12 protein-coding genes are annotated in these 13,909 nt (G+C 57.9%); 7 read left to right on the forward strand and 5 right to left on the reverse strand.

Annotated features, from left to right (window positions below):
• Window positions 1-8 precede the first annotated feature (8 nt).
• Entirely contained in the window at window positions 9-302 is a 294-nt protein-coding gene (locus BOSE62_RS09480; protein ID WP_159645375.1) for a hypothetical protein, read from the forward strand.
• Here the strand turns inward: BOSE62_RS09480 and BOSE62_RS09485 are convergent.
• Complete coding sequence (locus tag BOSE62_RS09485; RefSeq protein WP_159645377.1) at window positions 285-899, reverse strand: DUF2585 domain-containing protein; 615 nt, start codon at window positions 897-899, stop codon at window positions 285-287. The two genes, BOSE62_RS09480 and BOSE62_RS09485, sit on opposite strands and share 18 nt — an antisense overlap.
• Window positions 900-1,432: 533 nt before the next feature.
• Here BOSE62_RS09485 and BOSE62_RS09490 point away from each other — a divergent pair.
• Complete coding sequence (locus BOSE62_RS09490; protein WP_159645379.1) at window positions 1,433-2,716, forward strand: MFS transporter; 1,284 nt, start codon at window positions 1,433-1,435, stop codon at window positions 2,714-2,716.
• Here BOSE62_RS09490 and BOSE62_RS09495 read toward each other — a convergent pair.
• Window positions 2,713-3,831, reverse strand: coding sequence for an AI-2E family transporter (locus BOSE62_RS09495; RefSeq protein ID WP_159645381.1), 1,119 nt, complete (start codon window positions 3,829-3,831; stop codon window positions 2,713-2,715). The two genes, BOSE62_RS09490 and BOSE62_RS09495, sit on opposite strands and share 4 nt — an antisense overlap.
• A gap of 117 nt (window positions 3,832-3,948) precedes the next feature.
• Here BOSE62_RS09495 and gmk point away from each other — a divergent pair, with 117 nt between their 5' ends.
• Window positions 3,949-4,617: a guanylate kinase gene (gmk, locus tag BOSE62_RS09500; RefSeq protein WP_159647991.1), complete on the forward strand. Its 669-nt coding sequence runs from the start codon at window positions 3,949-3,951 to the stop codon at window positions 4,615-4,617.
• Here the strand turns inward: gmk and BOSE62_RS09505 are convergent, their stop codons facing one another.
• A complete protein-coding gene (locus BOSE62_RS09505) occupies window positions 4,618-5,118 on the reverse strand; it encodes a hypothetical protein (RefSeq protein WP_159645383.1) in 501 nt (166 codons plus the stop codon).
• 414 nt (window positions 5,119-5,532) lie between these two features.
• On the opposite strand from BOSE62_RS09505, the gene BOSE62_RS09510 reads away from it, so the two are divergent.
• From BOSE62_RS09510 to BOSE62_RS09520, 3 genes are all read left to right on the forward strand, one after another.
• A complete protein-coding gene (locus BOSE62_RS09510) occupies window positions 5,533-7,581 on the forward strand; it encodes a hypothetical protein (protein WP_159645385.1) in 2,049 nt (682 codons plus the stop codon).
• Between the two features lie 174 nt (window positions 7,582-7,755).
• Entirely contained in the window at window positions 7,756-10,833 is a 3,078-nt protein-coding gene (uvrA, locus tag BOSE62_RS09515; RefSeq protein ID WP_159645387.1) for an excinuclease ABC subunit UvrA, read from the forward strand.
• Window positions 10,830-11,165 (forward strand): low molecular weight protein tyrosine phosphatase family protein, encoded by a 336-nt coding sequence (locus tag BOSE62_RS09520; protein ID WP_159645390.1) that lies wholly within the window; start codon window positions 10,830-10,832, stop codon window positions 11,163-11,165. The genes uvrA and BOSE62_RS09520 overlap by 4 nt, the downstream gene beginning before the upstream one ends.
• On the opposite strand, the gene BOSE62_RS09525 is transcribed toward BOSE62_RS09520, so the two are convergent.
• Both BOSE62_RS09525 and BOSE62_RS09530 read right to left on the reverse strand, forming a co-directional pair.
• Window positions 11,162-11,536, reverse strand: a complete 375-nt coding sequence (locus tag BOSE62_RS09525; protein WP_159645392.1) for a DUF4345 domain-containing protein — start codon at window positions 11,534-11,536, stop codon at window positions 11,162-11,164. The two genes, BOSE62_RS09520 and BOSE62_RS09525, sit on opposite strands and share 4 nt — an antisense overlap.
• A gap of 94 nt (window positions 11,537-11,630) precedes the next feature.
• Window positions 11,631-13,028 carry a cytochrome P450 gene (locus BOSE62_RS09530; protein WP_236553960.1) on the reverse strand — a complete coding sequence of 466 codons (1,398 nt, stop codon included), beginning with the start codon at window positions 13,026-13,028 and terminating at the stop codon, window positions 11,631-11,633.
• A gap of 172 nt (window positions 13,029-13,200) precedes the next feature.
• Between BOSE62_RS09530 and BOSE62_RS09535 the strand changes: the two genes are divergently transcribed.
• On the forward strand, window positions 13,201-13,875 hold the full coding sequence (locus BOSE62_RS09535) for a hypothetical protein (RefSeq protein ID WP_159645396.1): 675 nt from the start codon (window positions 13,201-13,203) through the stop codon (window positions 13,873-13,875).
• The last annotated feature ends 34 nt before the right edge of the window (window positions 13,876-13,909 follow it).

The raw sequence follows: 13,909 nt of genomic DNA on the forward strand, positions 1-13,909 counted from the left end.
AGAACAACATGTCGCTCATCAGAAATATATTCACCACCGCAGTGGGATACGAAGCCCGCAAGCACACCAAAGGCCACGGTTTGCGCAACTTCGGCCTCGGCATGCTCGCGGCCCGTCTGGCCACCCGGTCCGTCCCCGGCGCGCTGCTGGTCGGCGGGGCGCTGATCGCGAAAAAGCTCTATGATGACAAGAAAGAGGCGGAAGCCCTGCCCGCATCCGAGGCGGTGATTGATATTGAGGGCAAGCCGGTTCCTGTAGACAGCGAAACTACGGCAGATCCGGCGCTACGTCTTCCCGGTTAACCAGTAGCCGGTGCCAGCTGCCTGCCAATCCTTCACAGCTTCGATCGGTACAGTCAGCATCAGGATATTGAGCGCGAGATTGTCGCGGATCATATAGCCGGTAAACAGCTCGAAAATCACGGCTATTGTCAGTGTTGCTTTCCAAGGCAGTCGCGAGGCGAGGAAAAATCCGATGATCATCCACACGATATCGGCCATCGAGTTGATAATGCTGTCCCCCTCATAACCATAGGAAATGGTCGCCTCGCGATAGCGGTCGATGATGACGGAGGAGTTTTCCAACACTTCCCACGCGCCCTCCACCAATATTGACAGCGCAAGGATCACGCCAAGCGGGAACAGCTTCGGCAAGCGCTTGCGCAATAGATGTCCCAGCCCGAAAAAAACAAAACCGTGAATGATATGGCTCATCGAATACCAGTCGGTGAGATGCTGGCTATTTTCCGATGATTGCACCACGCCCTGCCACAGCTTGACCGTACCGCAGCTACAGATCGGAGGGCGTCCCATGCCAAACAGGATCAGCGCAAAACCGGCAAATAATATGAAGAAGATCAGCGCGCTGGTTTTGCTGATCCTGAGTGGCCATTTCGTCATACAGTTCCTCCAACGCAATGATCGTGAAGGAACAGTTTATTCCTCCAATGCAATGTTGATTGTAACTGGCATTAAAGTCGCCGATATTTGGCTATTCGGGGATTGTTACAACTGTCTCCGCAATTGTATATCTGAAACCGACGGGTCAAGAGACGTGAATATCCACAAAGGGGATCGTTCGAGCCTGGTTTCTGATCGGACGCACGGCGACAGTTTACCAAAGACACTTGATTGAAGTAACGCCGTTCCGCCGATTCTTCGGCCGCCAAACCACCCGAAACAAAACTTCCTACATCGGCAACAATCTATCCAACATCACGCAAAATAGCGCCTCCTTGGTCCGAACTTTGACGAACTTTGGACCAGATTTCGCATTGGAGGCATGGTTTCGAGCTTCTCTGCAATCCATCGCTAATTCCTCACAGCCCAAATTTTGGTGAGAAGAACCTATCCCCGCCAATTGTAATATTGATCACAACTGACATTGCTGTAAGCTCCATGAGAACCGCCAAAACGAAGCGGCACAGGAGAGCATGTTGGCAACCACCGCGCAAACGGGGCAAGCGCCCCGCAAATTCTTTGGCTGGACCAATGTCGGTCTGTTCTTCTTCATCCAGTTTGCCGCATCCGGCTTTGTCTATTTCGCCTATTCGGTGGTCTTCCCGGTGATGGTCGAGACGATGGACTGGAACCGCGGCTCCGCCTCCATTGCCCAGTCGGTGGCGCTGATAACGCTTGGCCTGTCCTATCCATTGACCGGCTATCTTCTGAACCGGTCGGGGGTCCGCCGGACCATAACAGTCGGGTTGCTGGTCATGCTGGCCGGTTTGCTGCTGCTGGTATTTGCAGTGTCCGATTTATGGCAGTGGGTTCTGGTATGGGGCGTGGTCATGGGCCTGTCTTTTGGCCTGACCGGCCCGATCTGCGCGCAGACCGCCATGATCAGCTGGTTCAGCGTCAAGCGATCGACGACAATCGGCATAGTCATGACCGGTGGCGCGCTCGGCGGCGCGCTGGCACAGCCGGTTCTGGCCGAGATGATGGACCGGTTTGACAGCTGGCGGGCCGCCTGGGCCATCGCCGCGGCGATGGTCCTCATCGCGCTGGCCGCCACGCGGTTCATCATTAACCGGCCGGCCGATATCGGACAATTCCCGGACAATATCGATCCCATAAGCGCAGTCAGTGACGAGCAAGCTCATCACGCGCACCCGAAAACCTATCGCACCGACCATGAATGGACGTTGCGGGAGATCATTCGCAAACCGACCCTTTTTCTGATGATGGTGATATCGGTTGGTTATCTGGGCACCTTCTTTGCCTTGCTCAATCATGGCGTTCTGCATCTGACAGACAATGGTCTGAACGGGATCGAGGCGGCCGCCATATTCGGCCTTCTGATCCTGGGCAGCGGGCTGGCGCGGATTCCGGCCGGCTGGCTTGGCGACCAGTTCGAACTGCGCTGGACCATATTCGGGTCCATCGCCCTGATGGCGGTAGCGCTCGCGGGATTCTGGCAAGGCCAGAGCATATGGCTCTTGTCGGCCATGGGTATGTTATTCGGTGCCGGCTATGGCAGTCTGCTGGTGTTGCTCCCCGCGGCGATCGGCAATTATTTCGGCGAGCGCGCCTTTCCCGTGATCAATTCCCTGTTCGCTCCTGTGGTTCTGCCCTTCGCCGCTGCGGCGCCTGCCGGTGCCGGCTTTGTTTTCGAGGCGACCGGCAGCTACGACTTCGCCTTTGCCGGGGCGATCATCCTGCTCGCCGCCGGAATGCTCGCCGCTTTCTGCCTCAAGCCACCGGCGACGCCCGTCTAGATATTACCGTCGCTAGAGAGCAGCGCGGCAATCGGTCTGGTTCCCGGCCGGCGCGCCAGCACGATCATCAAGATCGTCGTGAACGGAACCGCCAGAATAGCGCCGGGAATGCCCCACAGGCTGCTCCAGATGGCCAGCGAGACCAGCACCACCATCGGGCTGAGATTGACCGATTTGCTGAGCATTTTCGGTTCCACGATATTACCGACGATCACCTGCGCCGTGGTCATCAGGCCGGTGGCAATCAGAGGAATGGTCAGCGTCCCGAACTGGGCCACGGCGAACAGCGCCGGAAAAGCCACGCCGACGAACGAACCGATATAGGGAATATAATTGAGCAGCCCGATGATGATCGCCCACAAGGCGGCATATTCCACGCCCAATATCAGCAATATCACCCAGCAGATGACACCGAGGATGATGTTGATCAGCGTCTTGGTTGCCAGATAGCTGCCGATATCATGGTTGATCCGGGTGATCATGTTCAGTGTATCGGTCGAATCGCTGTCCGAACCGAAGGCCCGGCGCACCTTTTCGGGAAAGCCGGTGATCTCGCTGAGCAGGAAGGATGCATATAATATCGTGATGAAGACAAATCCGCCGAAGCTGGTCAGCGAGGACAGCACCGACTGGGCCAGTGCGGCGATATCGATCTCGGTAAAAAATCTCGTGGCAAATTCACGTACCGCTTTGGCGATCGCCTCGGTGCCCCGGTCAAATATCGCCGAGGGCGAAGCCATAAGTTCGGAAACTTCCGGACGGCCAATCGTCTCGTCTGCCGGCAGCGGGAACCATAGGGCGAACAGATTTTCCAGATTGCGCTGATAGACCGGCAGCGAAGGCACCAGATTCTGCAGACTGGCCACCAGCATCCGGGTCATGGCAAAAAGCATGGCCAACACGCCAATCAGGGCGAGCGTGGCGCGGAGCCACAAGGGCGTCTGGCCAAGCCCGGGAATTCGGGCGACAGTGGCGCTGGCGGCATAGAGAATCTGCAGCAGGATGATCGCGGTCACAATCGGCAGGATGATGTCCTGACCCACGTAAAACAGCCAGCCGATCATGATCGTGATACCGATCGCGTAGAAAATGGTGCTGATACGTCCCTGGATCATGATTTTTCGATAGCCTTAATCTCCGTGACTGTCATCAGGATGATTGTGCATCCTGCAGATATAAAACATCGGGACAAGCATCTTGACGCGATGCACACCTATCGGCCAATAGCCGCTATGGCCGACAATATTGCTTCCCAGAATATCGATAATGATCACCGCGAACTGAACCGCAGAGGACTGCTTTTCGTGCTGTCCTCTCCCTCGGGCGCCGGCAAATCGACATTGGCAAAGATGTTGCTGGAAGCCGACGACGAGATCGCCATGTCGGTGTCGGTAACAACCCGGCCGAAACGGCCTGGTGAAGAGGATGGCAAGGACTATTATTTCGTCAGTGGCGACCAGTTCGAGGAAATGGTCGCCGACCATAGCTTCCTTGAATATGCTACGGTATTCGGCAACCGCTATGGCACTCCGTCGGTCCCGGTGAACCAGAGTCTGGAAGCCGGACAGGATGTGCTGTTCGATATCGACTGGCAGGGCACACAGCAGCTTTATCAGCGCGCCGGCCAGGATGTGGTGCGGGTGTTCATTCTGCCACCCTCGCTCGGGGAATTGCGCAACCGTCTGGAAAGCCGCAACACCGATGCGCCGGAGATCATTGAAAGCCGGATGCAGCGCGCGACCAGCGAGATCAGCCATTGGGACGGCTATGACTATGTCCTGATCAACGACGATCTCGACGCCTGCTTCACCAAGGTGAAGCAAATTCTTGCCACCGAACGGATGCGACGGTCGCGACAAACCGGCCTGATCGGGTTCGTCCGGAACTTGATGGCGGAATAGTCAGGGCGCTGGCTGCGGCACCTGCCTGACGTAAAGCCCGTCAAACATTGTCGACCAGCTGGCACCATCATCAGTCGACGTCTGCCAGTGCTGTCGGACGCTTCCGTCATCCCGGGCTGTCCAGGTGATGCGGTTAATGACCATGCCCCTTGCATAATAAAGGGTGTTGCGGTTGGCGAGTACCATCTCACCCTCAGCATTCAGTCCGCCTTCGATAAACAGCGCCGAACCATCCGTCCCCATCCAGGTCTGGTGCCATTTTTTCTGCGCGGCATCGTAAAAGCTCATGCTCATGCCGGTGTAACCGCTTTTGGTGGTATAATCTTCACGGATAACGCAGCCGCCGTGATCGCGTGAAATCCGGCTCGACGCCGTCGCCCGGTCCTGTCCGGCTGCGGTAACGTCCCAGACTCCGATCCAGAAATCAAAAGCACGGTGAGCGTCGCTTAGGCAGGCTTTTACCGACTGGACAGACGCTGGCGCAGGCGTCTGCGCGTGCACAGGTTCAAAAAAAAGGGGATGGCACCAGAAGCGTTGCAACGGTTGCGCCCAATAGGGGGCGGACGCATGATCCGCGAATCCGGAAATAGGAGCTTGCCCATGCGGTAGGCAATATATTCCGGTTCAGCGTTTTGCTTGTCCGCATTCCGATACCATCCCCCATTTCAAGCTTCGATGCGACCCGTCAGCATTATGCTTTTCCGGATTCTCACTCAGCTGCCGTCAACATAGCATAGACGCGCCGCACCCAGATTGCCGTTCGACCAACGGCATTTGCCGATCGACAAAAGAAAGATGCTTTGGCAAGCTGCGCAAAACGAGGACATTTTGCATTGCATCGATCGGAAAAGACCGTTGGTTTTCGGTCCCCGAAAGGGTACCAAAGTGGCAATGGCGGATCGCTAAGGGGGTAATGTGGCTGAACCACGGGAAATTGATGTTCTGATCGTCGGCGGCGGCTTTTCGACCATGCCACTGATCCGCGAACTGGAGGCAAGCGGCATCGGCTGGCTTATGGTGTCTCCGATGCAGCCAATCTGGGAGCAGCTGGAAACTGCCGGTGCACTCGATTTCGACCTTGTGAGTTCGCTCCAGAGCAGCGTCTACTCCTTCGAACTGGTGGAAATGCTCAGGGAGCAGGGGGAAAATTTCTCCGATGGATTTCCCACTGCCAAGGAATTTTACGGGATCCACAAAAAATACGCCGCACGTCACGCCGATCACATCTACAATGGCGTCGTCGACAGCATCGACAATCATGCCGATCACAGCATCGTCCACCTCGAAAGCGGCGAGCAGCTCCGCGCCAAACATGTCGTCGTCGCAACCGCTTTCCGGCGAAGGATGAACGCCAATCTCAAGCAGATCACCGTGGATGAGAGCTTTGCCGGCAAAAACGTCGCCATCACTTCGACCGGCGACAGCTCGAACCTGCTGATCGCCAAGCTGGTTGCTCATGGCGCCAAAGTGCATCTGGTCAGCAACGGTTTCATCATTCTCGACAAGATGTTCGCCACCTTTTCGCCCTTCGACGATGGGCCGCGTTTCGTCCCGCTCGACCAGCTCGAATGCCACAATTTTTCGGAAGTCAGCAAATGGAGCTATCGCGCCTTCATCGACGGCGGCTATATCCACGGCCTGATCCATCACCGCTTTGCCCAGTTGTTCGACCGCAACAGCCTGGGCGTGCGCCACCCCAAGAGCATCCGGCCGCACAAGGACATCCGCCATTTCTTCAAGGCGAAGGCGCCGGTCGAAAACGGCCATATCGCGATCAAATATTGGCCGATCGATGTCTACAAGCTCTATTGCGAGGAGACGCTGGAACAGAAGATTGCCGATGGCTATCTGATCAACGATCTGCCCTTCTTTCTGGAGCATGGCCATGTGAAGCTGTGGGACAAGGCGGCCACAACCATCGATCATGAGGCGATGACGCTCAGCGAAGACGGCGAAAACGCAAGCTTCGATATGATCATCGACGGCGATCAGGAAATACCCGCAGTACCCGAGATCCGGGCGCATGGCGAAAGCGGAGTGGAAGTCTTTGCCTACAAGCCGCGCGAACAGTTCATGGGCGTCACGTCACCCGGGCTCCGGAACATCTACACCATCGGTTTCACCCGTCCGTTCACCGGCGGCCTTAACAATATCACCGAAATGCAGTGCCTGCTGGTTCACCGGATGATCGCCGATCCGGACTTTCGTAACAGTATCAGGACCAATATCGACCAGCGCATCGCCGACTATAACGCGACTTATTATACCAAGCGGCCGGAGAAAAAGACCGACCATCTGGTGTGGTACGGGACCTTCACCGACGAGGTCGCCAAGCTGCTCGACATTCGCCCGGCCCGCGCCGACATGCCCGGGAAGAAGGGCCTGATGCGCTATTATATGTTCCCCAATAATGTATTCCGCTTCCGCGAAAAGGGCCGATACGCAGTCGATGGCGTGGACCAACTGATCGAGCATACCTCGAAACAATATCACGACTACAAGGTATTGGCGCTGCTGGTCATCCGCTACCCGTTTTTCGAGCTGCTCGCGCTCGCCACTATCCTGCTGGCGCCCGTCCCCTGGTGGGTCAAGATTCCAGCAGCGATCATCCACAACCGCCTGCCCTTCACCTCGACGCTGGTCGGAAAATTCGGCCTGCCGACACGGGAGAGCAAGGCGATATTCAATTATCGCAAGGCGATCAGCTTCCCGGTGCTCGCCTATCCGCTGGTTGCGGCCGCCACGTGGGCAGCCGCAGGAACGGACGCCGCATTTGCTTTCTCAGCAGGCCTGCTCGCTTATGTCTATGCGATGATTCATCTCGGCACGGCCAAGGGATGGAACCGCAAATTCTTCTGCGATATGAAGAGCAAAAGGTCGCCGGAGATGGTCAGGTTTTTCGAGAAATATCGGGCGGCCTTTGGGCGGGTCAAGGGGACTCGGGCGCTGAATGAAACACCCTGAACGCCATTTTTAGGGGTGAGACGATGAGGACTAGTCGAGAGCAAGTGCCTCGCGACCGGTATATTTGCTCGCACACAACCCTTGAAAACAGAACAAACATTGAACATATAACGCGGACCACCCTGTTCTTTTGGCCCGCTGGACTCTCTCCGGCATCTTCTGCAAAGCACGTCCATGAGTCTGACCCACATCAAAGTAAAAGGCGCCCGCGAGCATAATCTCAAGGGCGTGGATATCGAGCTGCCGCGCGAAAAGCTGATCGTGATCACCGGCCTGTCCGGCAGCGGCAAGTCGAGCTTGGCCTTCGATACCATCTATGCCGAGGGGCAGCGGCGCTATGTCGAGAGCCTCAGCGCCTACGCGCGGCAGTTTCTCGAGATGATGCAGAAGCCCGATGTCGAGCATATCGAGGGGCTTTCGCCTGCGATCTCGATCGAACAGAAGACCACCAGCCGCAATCCGCGTTCGACCGTCGCGACGGTGACCGAGATTTACGACTATATGCGCCTGCTTTGGGCGCGCGCCGGCGTGCCTTATTCGCCAGCCACCGGCCTGCCGATCACCGCGCAGACCGTGTCGCAAATGGTCGACCGGGTGATGACCCTGCCCGAGAAAACCCGCTTCTTCCTGCTCGCACCCGTGGTGCGCGGCCGCAAGGGCGAATATCGCAAGGAATTGCTGGAGTGGCAGAAGGCCGGCTTCACCCGGGTCCGCGTCGACGGCGAATTTTACAATATCGAGGAAACGCCAAAGCTCGACAAGAAATACAAGCATGACATCGAGGTTGTCGTGGACCGGCTCGTGGTGCGCGAGGGCATGGAACAAAGGCTCGCCGACAGTTTCGAGACGGCACTGCGGCTGGCGGATGGCCTGGCCTTTGTCGATCTGGCGGATGGGACGGTTGAGGAGGCTTTGGCGCTTGCCAATCGTACTTCGACAAGCTCAGCACGAACGGAAAGTGTCGCGGAAGCCAGCGCGACTTTCAAACCGGAACCGGATGACTCCCCCTCCCGCTTGCGGGAGGGGTTAGGGGTGGGCCAGCCGGACACACAGAATATCCCCACCCCCGACGCCTCCCGCAAGCGGGCCCCCGACCCCTCCCGCAAGCGGGAGGGGAGCATGAAAGGCACCGGCCTCCCCCCGAACCGGATCGTCTTTTCCGAACGCTTCGCCTGCCCGGTCAGCGGTTTCACCATCGAGGAAATCGCCCCGCGGCTCTTCTCCTTCAACGCCCCGCAAGGCGCCTGCCCGTCCTGCGACGGTCTCGGCGAGAAGCTGCATTTCGATACCCAGTTGATCGTGCCCAATCCGGCGCTGAGTATCAAACAGGGCGCGGTTGTGCCCTGGGCCAAGTCCAACCCGCCCTCGCCTTATTATATGCAGGTTCTCGGCAGCCTCGCGCGCCATTTCGAATTTGATCTCGAGACGCCTTGGAACGAACTGAGCGCACATCATCAGGATGTCATTCTCAACGGCACCCAGGGCCTGCCCGTCACGCTCCGTTTTCAGGACGGCCGCAAATCCTATGAAGTGAAGAAGCCATTCGAAGGCGTCGTCGGCAATCTCAACCGGCGCATGCTGCAGACCGAGAGCGCTTGGATGCAGGAAGAGCTGGCCAAATTCCAGGCCGCCGCACCGTGCGAGACCTGTCACGGCGCGCGGCTCAAGCCGGAAGCGCTGGCGGTCAAGATTGCCGGCGAGGATATCTCCATCTCCTCTCGCCGCAGCGTCGGTGACGCGCTGGAATTTTTCGAAGGTCTGGGTGCCAAGCTCAACAAGACGCAGAGCCAGATTGCCGAACCGATCCTGAAAGAGATTATTGAACGACTGGGCTTTCTCAACAATGTCGGTCTGGATTATCTCAATCTCGATCGGACCAGCGGCACCTTGTCCGGCGGCGAAAGCCAGCGCATCCGTCTCGCCAGCCAGATCGGCTCCGGCCTGTCGGGCGTGCTCTATGTGCTCGACGAACCGAGCATCGGCCTGCACCAGCGCGACAATGACCGGCTGCTGACCACACTGAAACGTCTCCGCGATCTCGGCAATACGGTGATCGTGGTCGAACATGACGAAGACGCGATCCGCACCGCGGACTGGGTTGTCGACATGGGACCGGGCGCCGGCGTCCATGGCGGCGAGGTCGTGGCCGAGGGCACGCTCAAGCAGATCCTGAAGTCCAAGAAGTCACTGACCGCCGCCTATCTCAACGGCACCCGCGAAATCGAGGTGCCGGCCAGACGGCGCGAGGGCAATGGCAAGAAGCTGACCGTGCATGGTGCGACCGCCAATAATCTGCAGAATGTCACAGCCTCCATTCCGCTCGGGACGTTCACCTGCATCACCGGCCTGTCGGGTTCGGGCAAAAGCTCGTTCACCATCGACACGCTCTATGCGGCGGCGGCACGGACGCTCAATGGCGCGCGGGTGATTGCCGGCGCGCATGACAAGATCACCGGTCTCGAATATTGCGACAAGGTCATCGATATCGACCAGTCGCCCATCGGCCGCACCCCGCGGTCCAACCCGGCGACCTATACCGGGGCCTTCACCAACATCCGCGACTGGTTCGCCGGTCTGCCAGAGGCTCAGGCGCGCGGTTACAAGCCGGGCCGGTTCAGTTTCAACGTCAAGGGCGGCCGCTGCGAAGTCTGCCGCGGCGACGGATTGATCAAGATCGAGATGCACTTCCTGCCCGACGTCTATGTCACCTGCGAGGAATGCGGCGGCAAACGCTATAATCGCGAAACGCTGGAGGTGAAGTTCAAGGGCAAGTCAATCGCCGATATTCTCGACATGACGGTCGAGGATGCGGTCAGCTTCTTCAAGGCCGTCCCGCCGATCCGCGACAAGATGGCGATGCTCTATGAAGTGGGCCTTGGCTATGTGAAGGTCGGCCAGCAGGCGACGACCCTGTCCGGCGGCGAGGCGCAGCGGGTCAAGCTGGCCAAGGAATTGTCGAAACGGTCAACCGGACAGACGCTCTATATTCTCGACGAGCCGACCACCGGTCTGCATTTTGAGGATGTCCGCAAGCTTTTGCAGGTGCTTCACCAGCTGGTCGAACAGGGCAATAGCGTCGTGGTGATCGAGCATAATCTCGACGTCATCAAGACCGCCGACCATATCATCGACCTCGGCCCCGAAGGCGGTGTCCGCGGCGGCGAGATCGTCGCGCAAGGCACACCCGAAGAAGTTGCCAAGGTCAAGGGCAGCTATACCGGCGGCTATCTGAAAGATATGCTGGCGAAGTGAGCGGCACAGTTGCGAGGCTTCTTTTCGTCTGCACCCGCAACCGCCTGCGCAGCCCGACAGCGGAGGTGGTGCTGAACAGCGTGGACAGGGTGACGGCCATCTCGGCTGGTACGAATAACGATGCCGAGACACCGCTATCCGGCGATCTGATCCTCTGGGCGGACAGCATCTATGTGATGGAGACCGGCCACAGGAAAAAGATCACGCAGAAATTCGGCCCGTTGCTGAAAGAAAAGCCGGTTCGCAACCTGGCCATTCCGGACAATTACAAGTTCATGGATCCGGATCTGGTTGCGATCATCAAAGCCAGATTTCCGGCCTATTTTCCCTAGCGCTTCAAGACCCGGTGCTGCCACAATAGCAACGCGACCGGTACGACCAGTTCAACAATCATGCCACTGACTTGCCAGCTAGCGGGCTCGCCCACTGTCGTCCAGGACACCGCCCTGGCGATGCCACCGACAAACCAGCCCAGCATGGCAAAGCGTAATAAATCCGCCCGGCCGCGAATATCACCGGCCGACCAGAGGATCATCAACCCGATAGCGACATAGACGCCGGCAAGATAACGATACTGGCTGTCGAGCGCCGTGCTGACCGCGTCCCCTCCACTATGTTCCGCTGCGCCAAATAGTATGCCGGTAACGCCCAAAAATAGCGGAACCAGCCCCACCAGAATCGTGACAATACGTAAGATATTCATTTCGATTTCCCCGTCGCCCCGCTCGCTCAAGCGAAAAAAGCTTAAATCCCGAACAGGCGATGCCCCAAGCGCAGCGGATAGTCCAGCCTGGTGTCTACAGCCGCTCGAGACGCACAGGCAACCCGTCCTTGGGCTGCGGGATCGGGAAGACCTGCCAGTCCGGCTCGTAACCCGCTCCACCCTGCAGGACCACTCGGTTCTGGGTCAGCATCGTATGCATCAAGATCTTGATCTGCATATAGGCGAAATGGAGTCCGAGACACATATGCGCGCCGCCGCCAAAGGGCACCCAGGCATATTTGTGACGACCGGCCGAATTTTCCGGCGTGAAGCGCAACGGATCGAATTTTTCCGGATCGGGCCAGTGTTTTTCCATCTTGTGGACAAAGCTGGGGCTCACCCCGACGGTTGTACCGGCTGGAATCGTGTAATTGCGGAAGGTAAAATCCTTGACCGCCCGACGCGGCATCGACGGCACCGGCGGGATCAGCCGCAGCGCTTCCTTGAAGGCCATTTCGGTCAGTTCGAGCTTGCCCAGCTGTTCCATCGACAGCGCCGTTCCGGCAGGCGCGACCGACAGACATTCTTCGCGGATCTTGTCCTGCCACTCGGGATGTTTGGCGAGCAGATAGATCAGGCTGGTCGCAGACGAGGTAATTGTGTCATGCGCCGCCATCATCAGGAAATTCATGTGATCGACGACCTCGTCCTCGGTCAGCAGCTCGCCATTTTCATGGGTTGCGAGGCAGATCTGGGTGAATATATCCTCTCCGCCTTTCGCCCGGCGTTCTTTCACTTGCGGGGTGAAATATTCGAGCAGATATTCGCGCGCCTTCACGCCTTTCCACATCTTGGTAAAGGGAATCGGTTTGCGCGCCACACCCACCGAAGCCTGCACCTCGTGCACGAACGCCTTATTAATCTTGTCGGCTTCCGGCCCCCAAGGGATACCCAGGATCGCGCTGGCAGCGGTATCCAGCGACAGCGATTTGATCGCCGGATAAAATTCGAATTCCGTCCCGCTCCATTCGCCAACCCGCTGTAATATCCCCTCGCCGAGCACCTGGCAGTGATGCCTCATCGGGCCCGGCTTGAAAGCCACCGACAGCGCCTTGCGATCCGCCCGGTGACGTTCGAAATCCATCAGCATCAGGCCGCGGGGAAACAAATTGTTGAGAATCGGTCCCCAGCCCTGCTCGCTGGAGAATATCTTGTCCTTGTTGAACAGGATCAATTCGGTGGCATCGGCCCCAAGCAGATTGACCGACCATCCCCCGAAACTGAATGCGCGATAGACCGAGCCATATTTTTCGAACATCCGGCGCCCGAATGCGTACGGGTTCTTGAGCAGATCCAGTGTACAACCCAGAACCGGCAGGCCTTTTTCACCCGGAATATGCGACAGTTCTTCCTCGCTGGGGCGCCGCACCCAATGCGGATTGGCAGACTCCTGAAACGGATATCCATGCGGTTTTGCTGCAACTGTCGTCACGCGAGTTCTCCTGAACTGGTATTTTGACAACAGGATAGCTACTTTCATTAATGTCAGCAAGCCACTCCATTCATAAGCTATTCAATCACTGCAAATTAATGGTGGAACCAATCACGAAACAGTCGCAATGCCGTAGGGCTGGTGCCAAGGAACCGGATTCAGAGGAACGATCATGACCAATTTTGCAACGCCCCGGTTCCTGAAGTCTGCCTTCGCCGCAGGCGCACTGTTGAGCCTCGGCGGGTGCATGTATGGCGGCACATATGGCGACGGCTATGTCAACAATCATGGCTATGATTGCGATCCCTATGCGCCGTTCGATGATTATTATGCCTGCGACTATGGCTATGGTTTTGCCAATATCGGCTTCGGCGGCGGCTGGTATGACCAATATTATTATCCCGGCTATGGCATCTATATTTTTGATCGTGGCGGCAGACGCCACGCGATGCACGCCAATCACCGGCGCTATTGGGCCCGTCAGCGTGCCGCTTATGGCGGACATCGCGCCAGAGATCGCAGATATCGGGATGTAGATTCCAGCCGCCGCGGCGACCGCCGTGACCGCAGAATTGATCGCCGGAATGATTCTCGCGATCGGGATGGTGACAATGGTCGCGGCCAGCGGCGCGGCGACGACAGAAGTGCGCGCGAGGAACGCGGCAATCGCTCGGAATCAGAGGCAACCCGTCCAAACAGGAGATCGAACGGAACAGCCGAGCAGCCGCGAACCCGGCCCCAGTCGTCGGTTCGTACCGACAGAGCAACCCGCGAAAGCCGCAGCGAACCGAGTCGCCGTGCGCGCGAATCCAGCCGTAGCGGACGGAAGCCGCTCCGCGACGACTAGCGCAACCGGGCCCGCGCGCGCCGCCTCCCGCAGC

It is taken from the genome of Sphingorhabdus sp. 109 (assembly GCF_902506555.1).
Classification (GTDB): domain Bacteria; phylum Pseudomonadota; class Alphaproteobacteria; order Sphingomonadales; family Sphingomonadaceae; genus Parasphingorhabdus.

What these genes read in the sequence shown, in the direction of transcription:
- BOSE62_RS09480 (WP_159645375.1), top strand. Translation starts at nt 9, where the DNA reads ATGTCGCTCATCAGAAATATATTCACCACCGCAGTGGGATACGAAGCC.
- BOSE62_RS09485 (WP_159645377.1), bottom strand. Translation starts at nt 899, where the DNA reads ATGACGAAATGGCCACTCAGGATCAGCAAAACCAGCGCGCTGATCTTC.
- BOSE62_RS09490 (WP_159645379.1), top strand. Translation starts at nt 1,433, where the DNA reads ATGTTGGCAACCACCGCGCAAACGGGGCAAGCGCCCCGCAAATTCTTT.
- BOSE62_RS09495 (WP_159645381.1), bottom strand. Translation starts at nt 3,831, where the DNA reads ATGATCCAGGGACGTATCAGCACCATTTTCTACGCGATCGGTATCACG.
- gmk (WP_159647991.1), top strand. Translation starts at nt 3,949, where the DNA reads ATGGCCGACAATATTGCTTCCCAGAATATCGATAATGATCACCGCGAA.
- uvrA (WP_159645387.1), top strand. Translation starts at nt 7,756, where the DNA reads ATGAGTCTGACCCACATCAAAGTAAAAGGCGCCCGCGAGCATAATCTC.
- BOSE62_RS09525 (WP_159645392.1), bottom strand. Translation starts at nt 11,536, where the DNA reads ATGAATATCTTACGTATTGTCACGATTCTGGTGGGGCTGGTTCCGCTA.
- BOSE62_RS09535 (WP_159645396.1), top strand. Translation starts at nt 13,201, where the DNA reads ATGACCAATTTTGCAACGCCCCGGTTCCTGAAGTCTGCCTTCGCCGCA.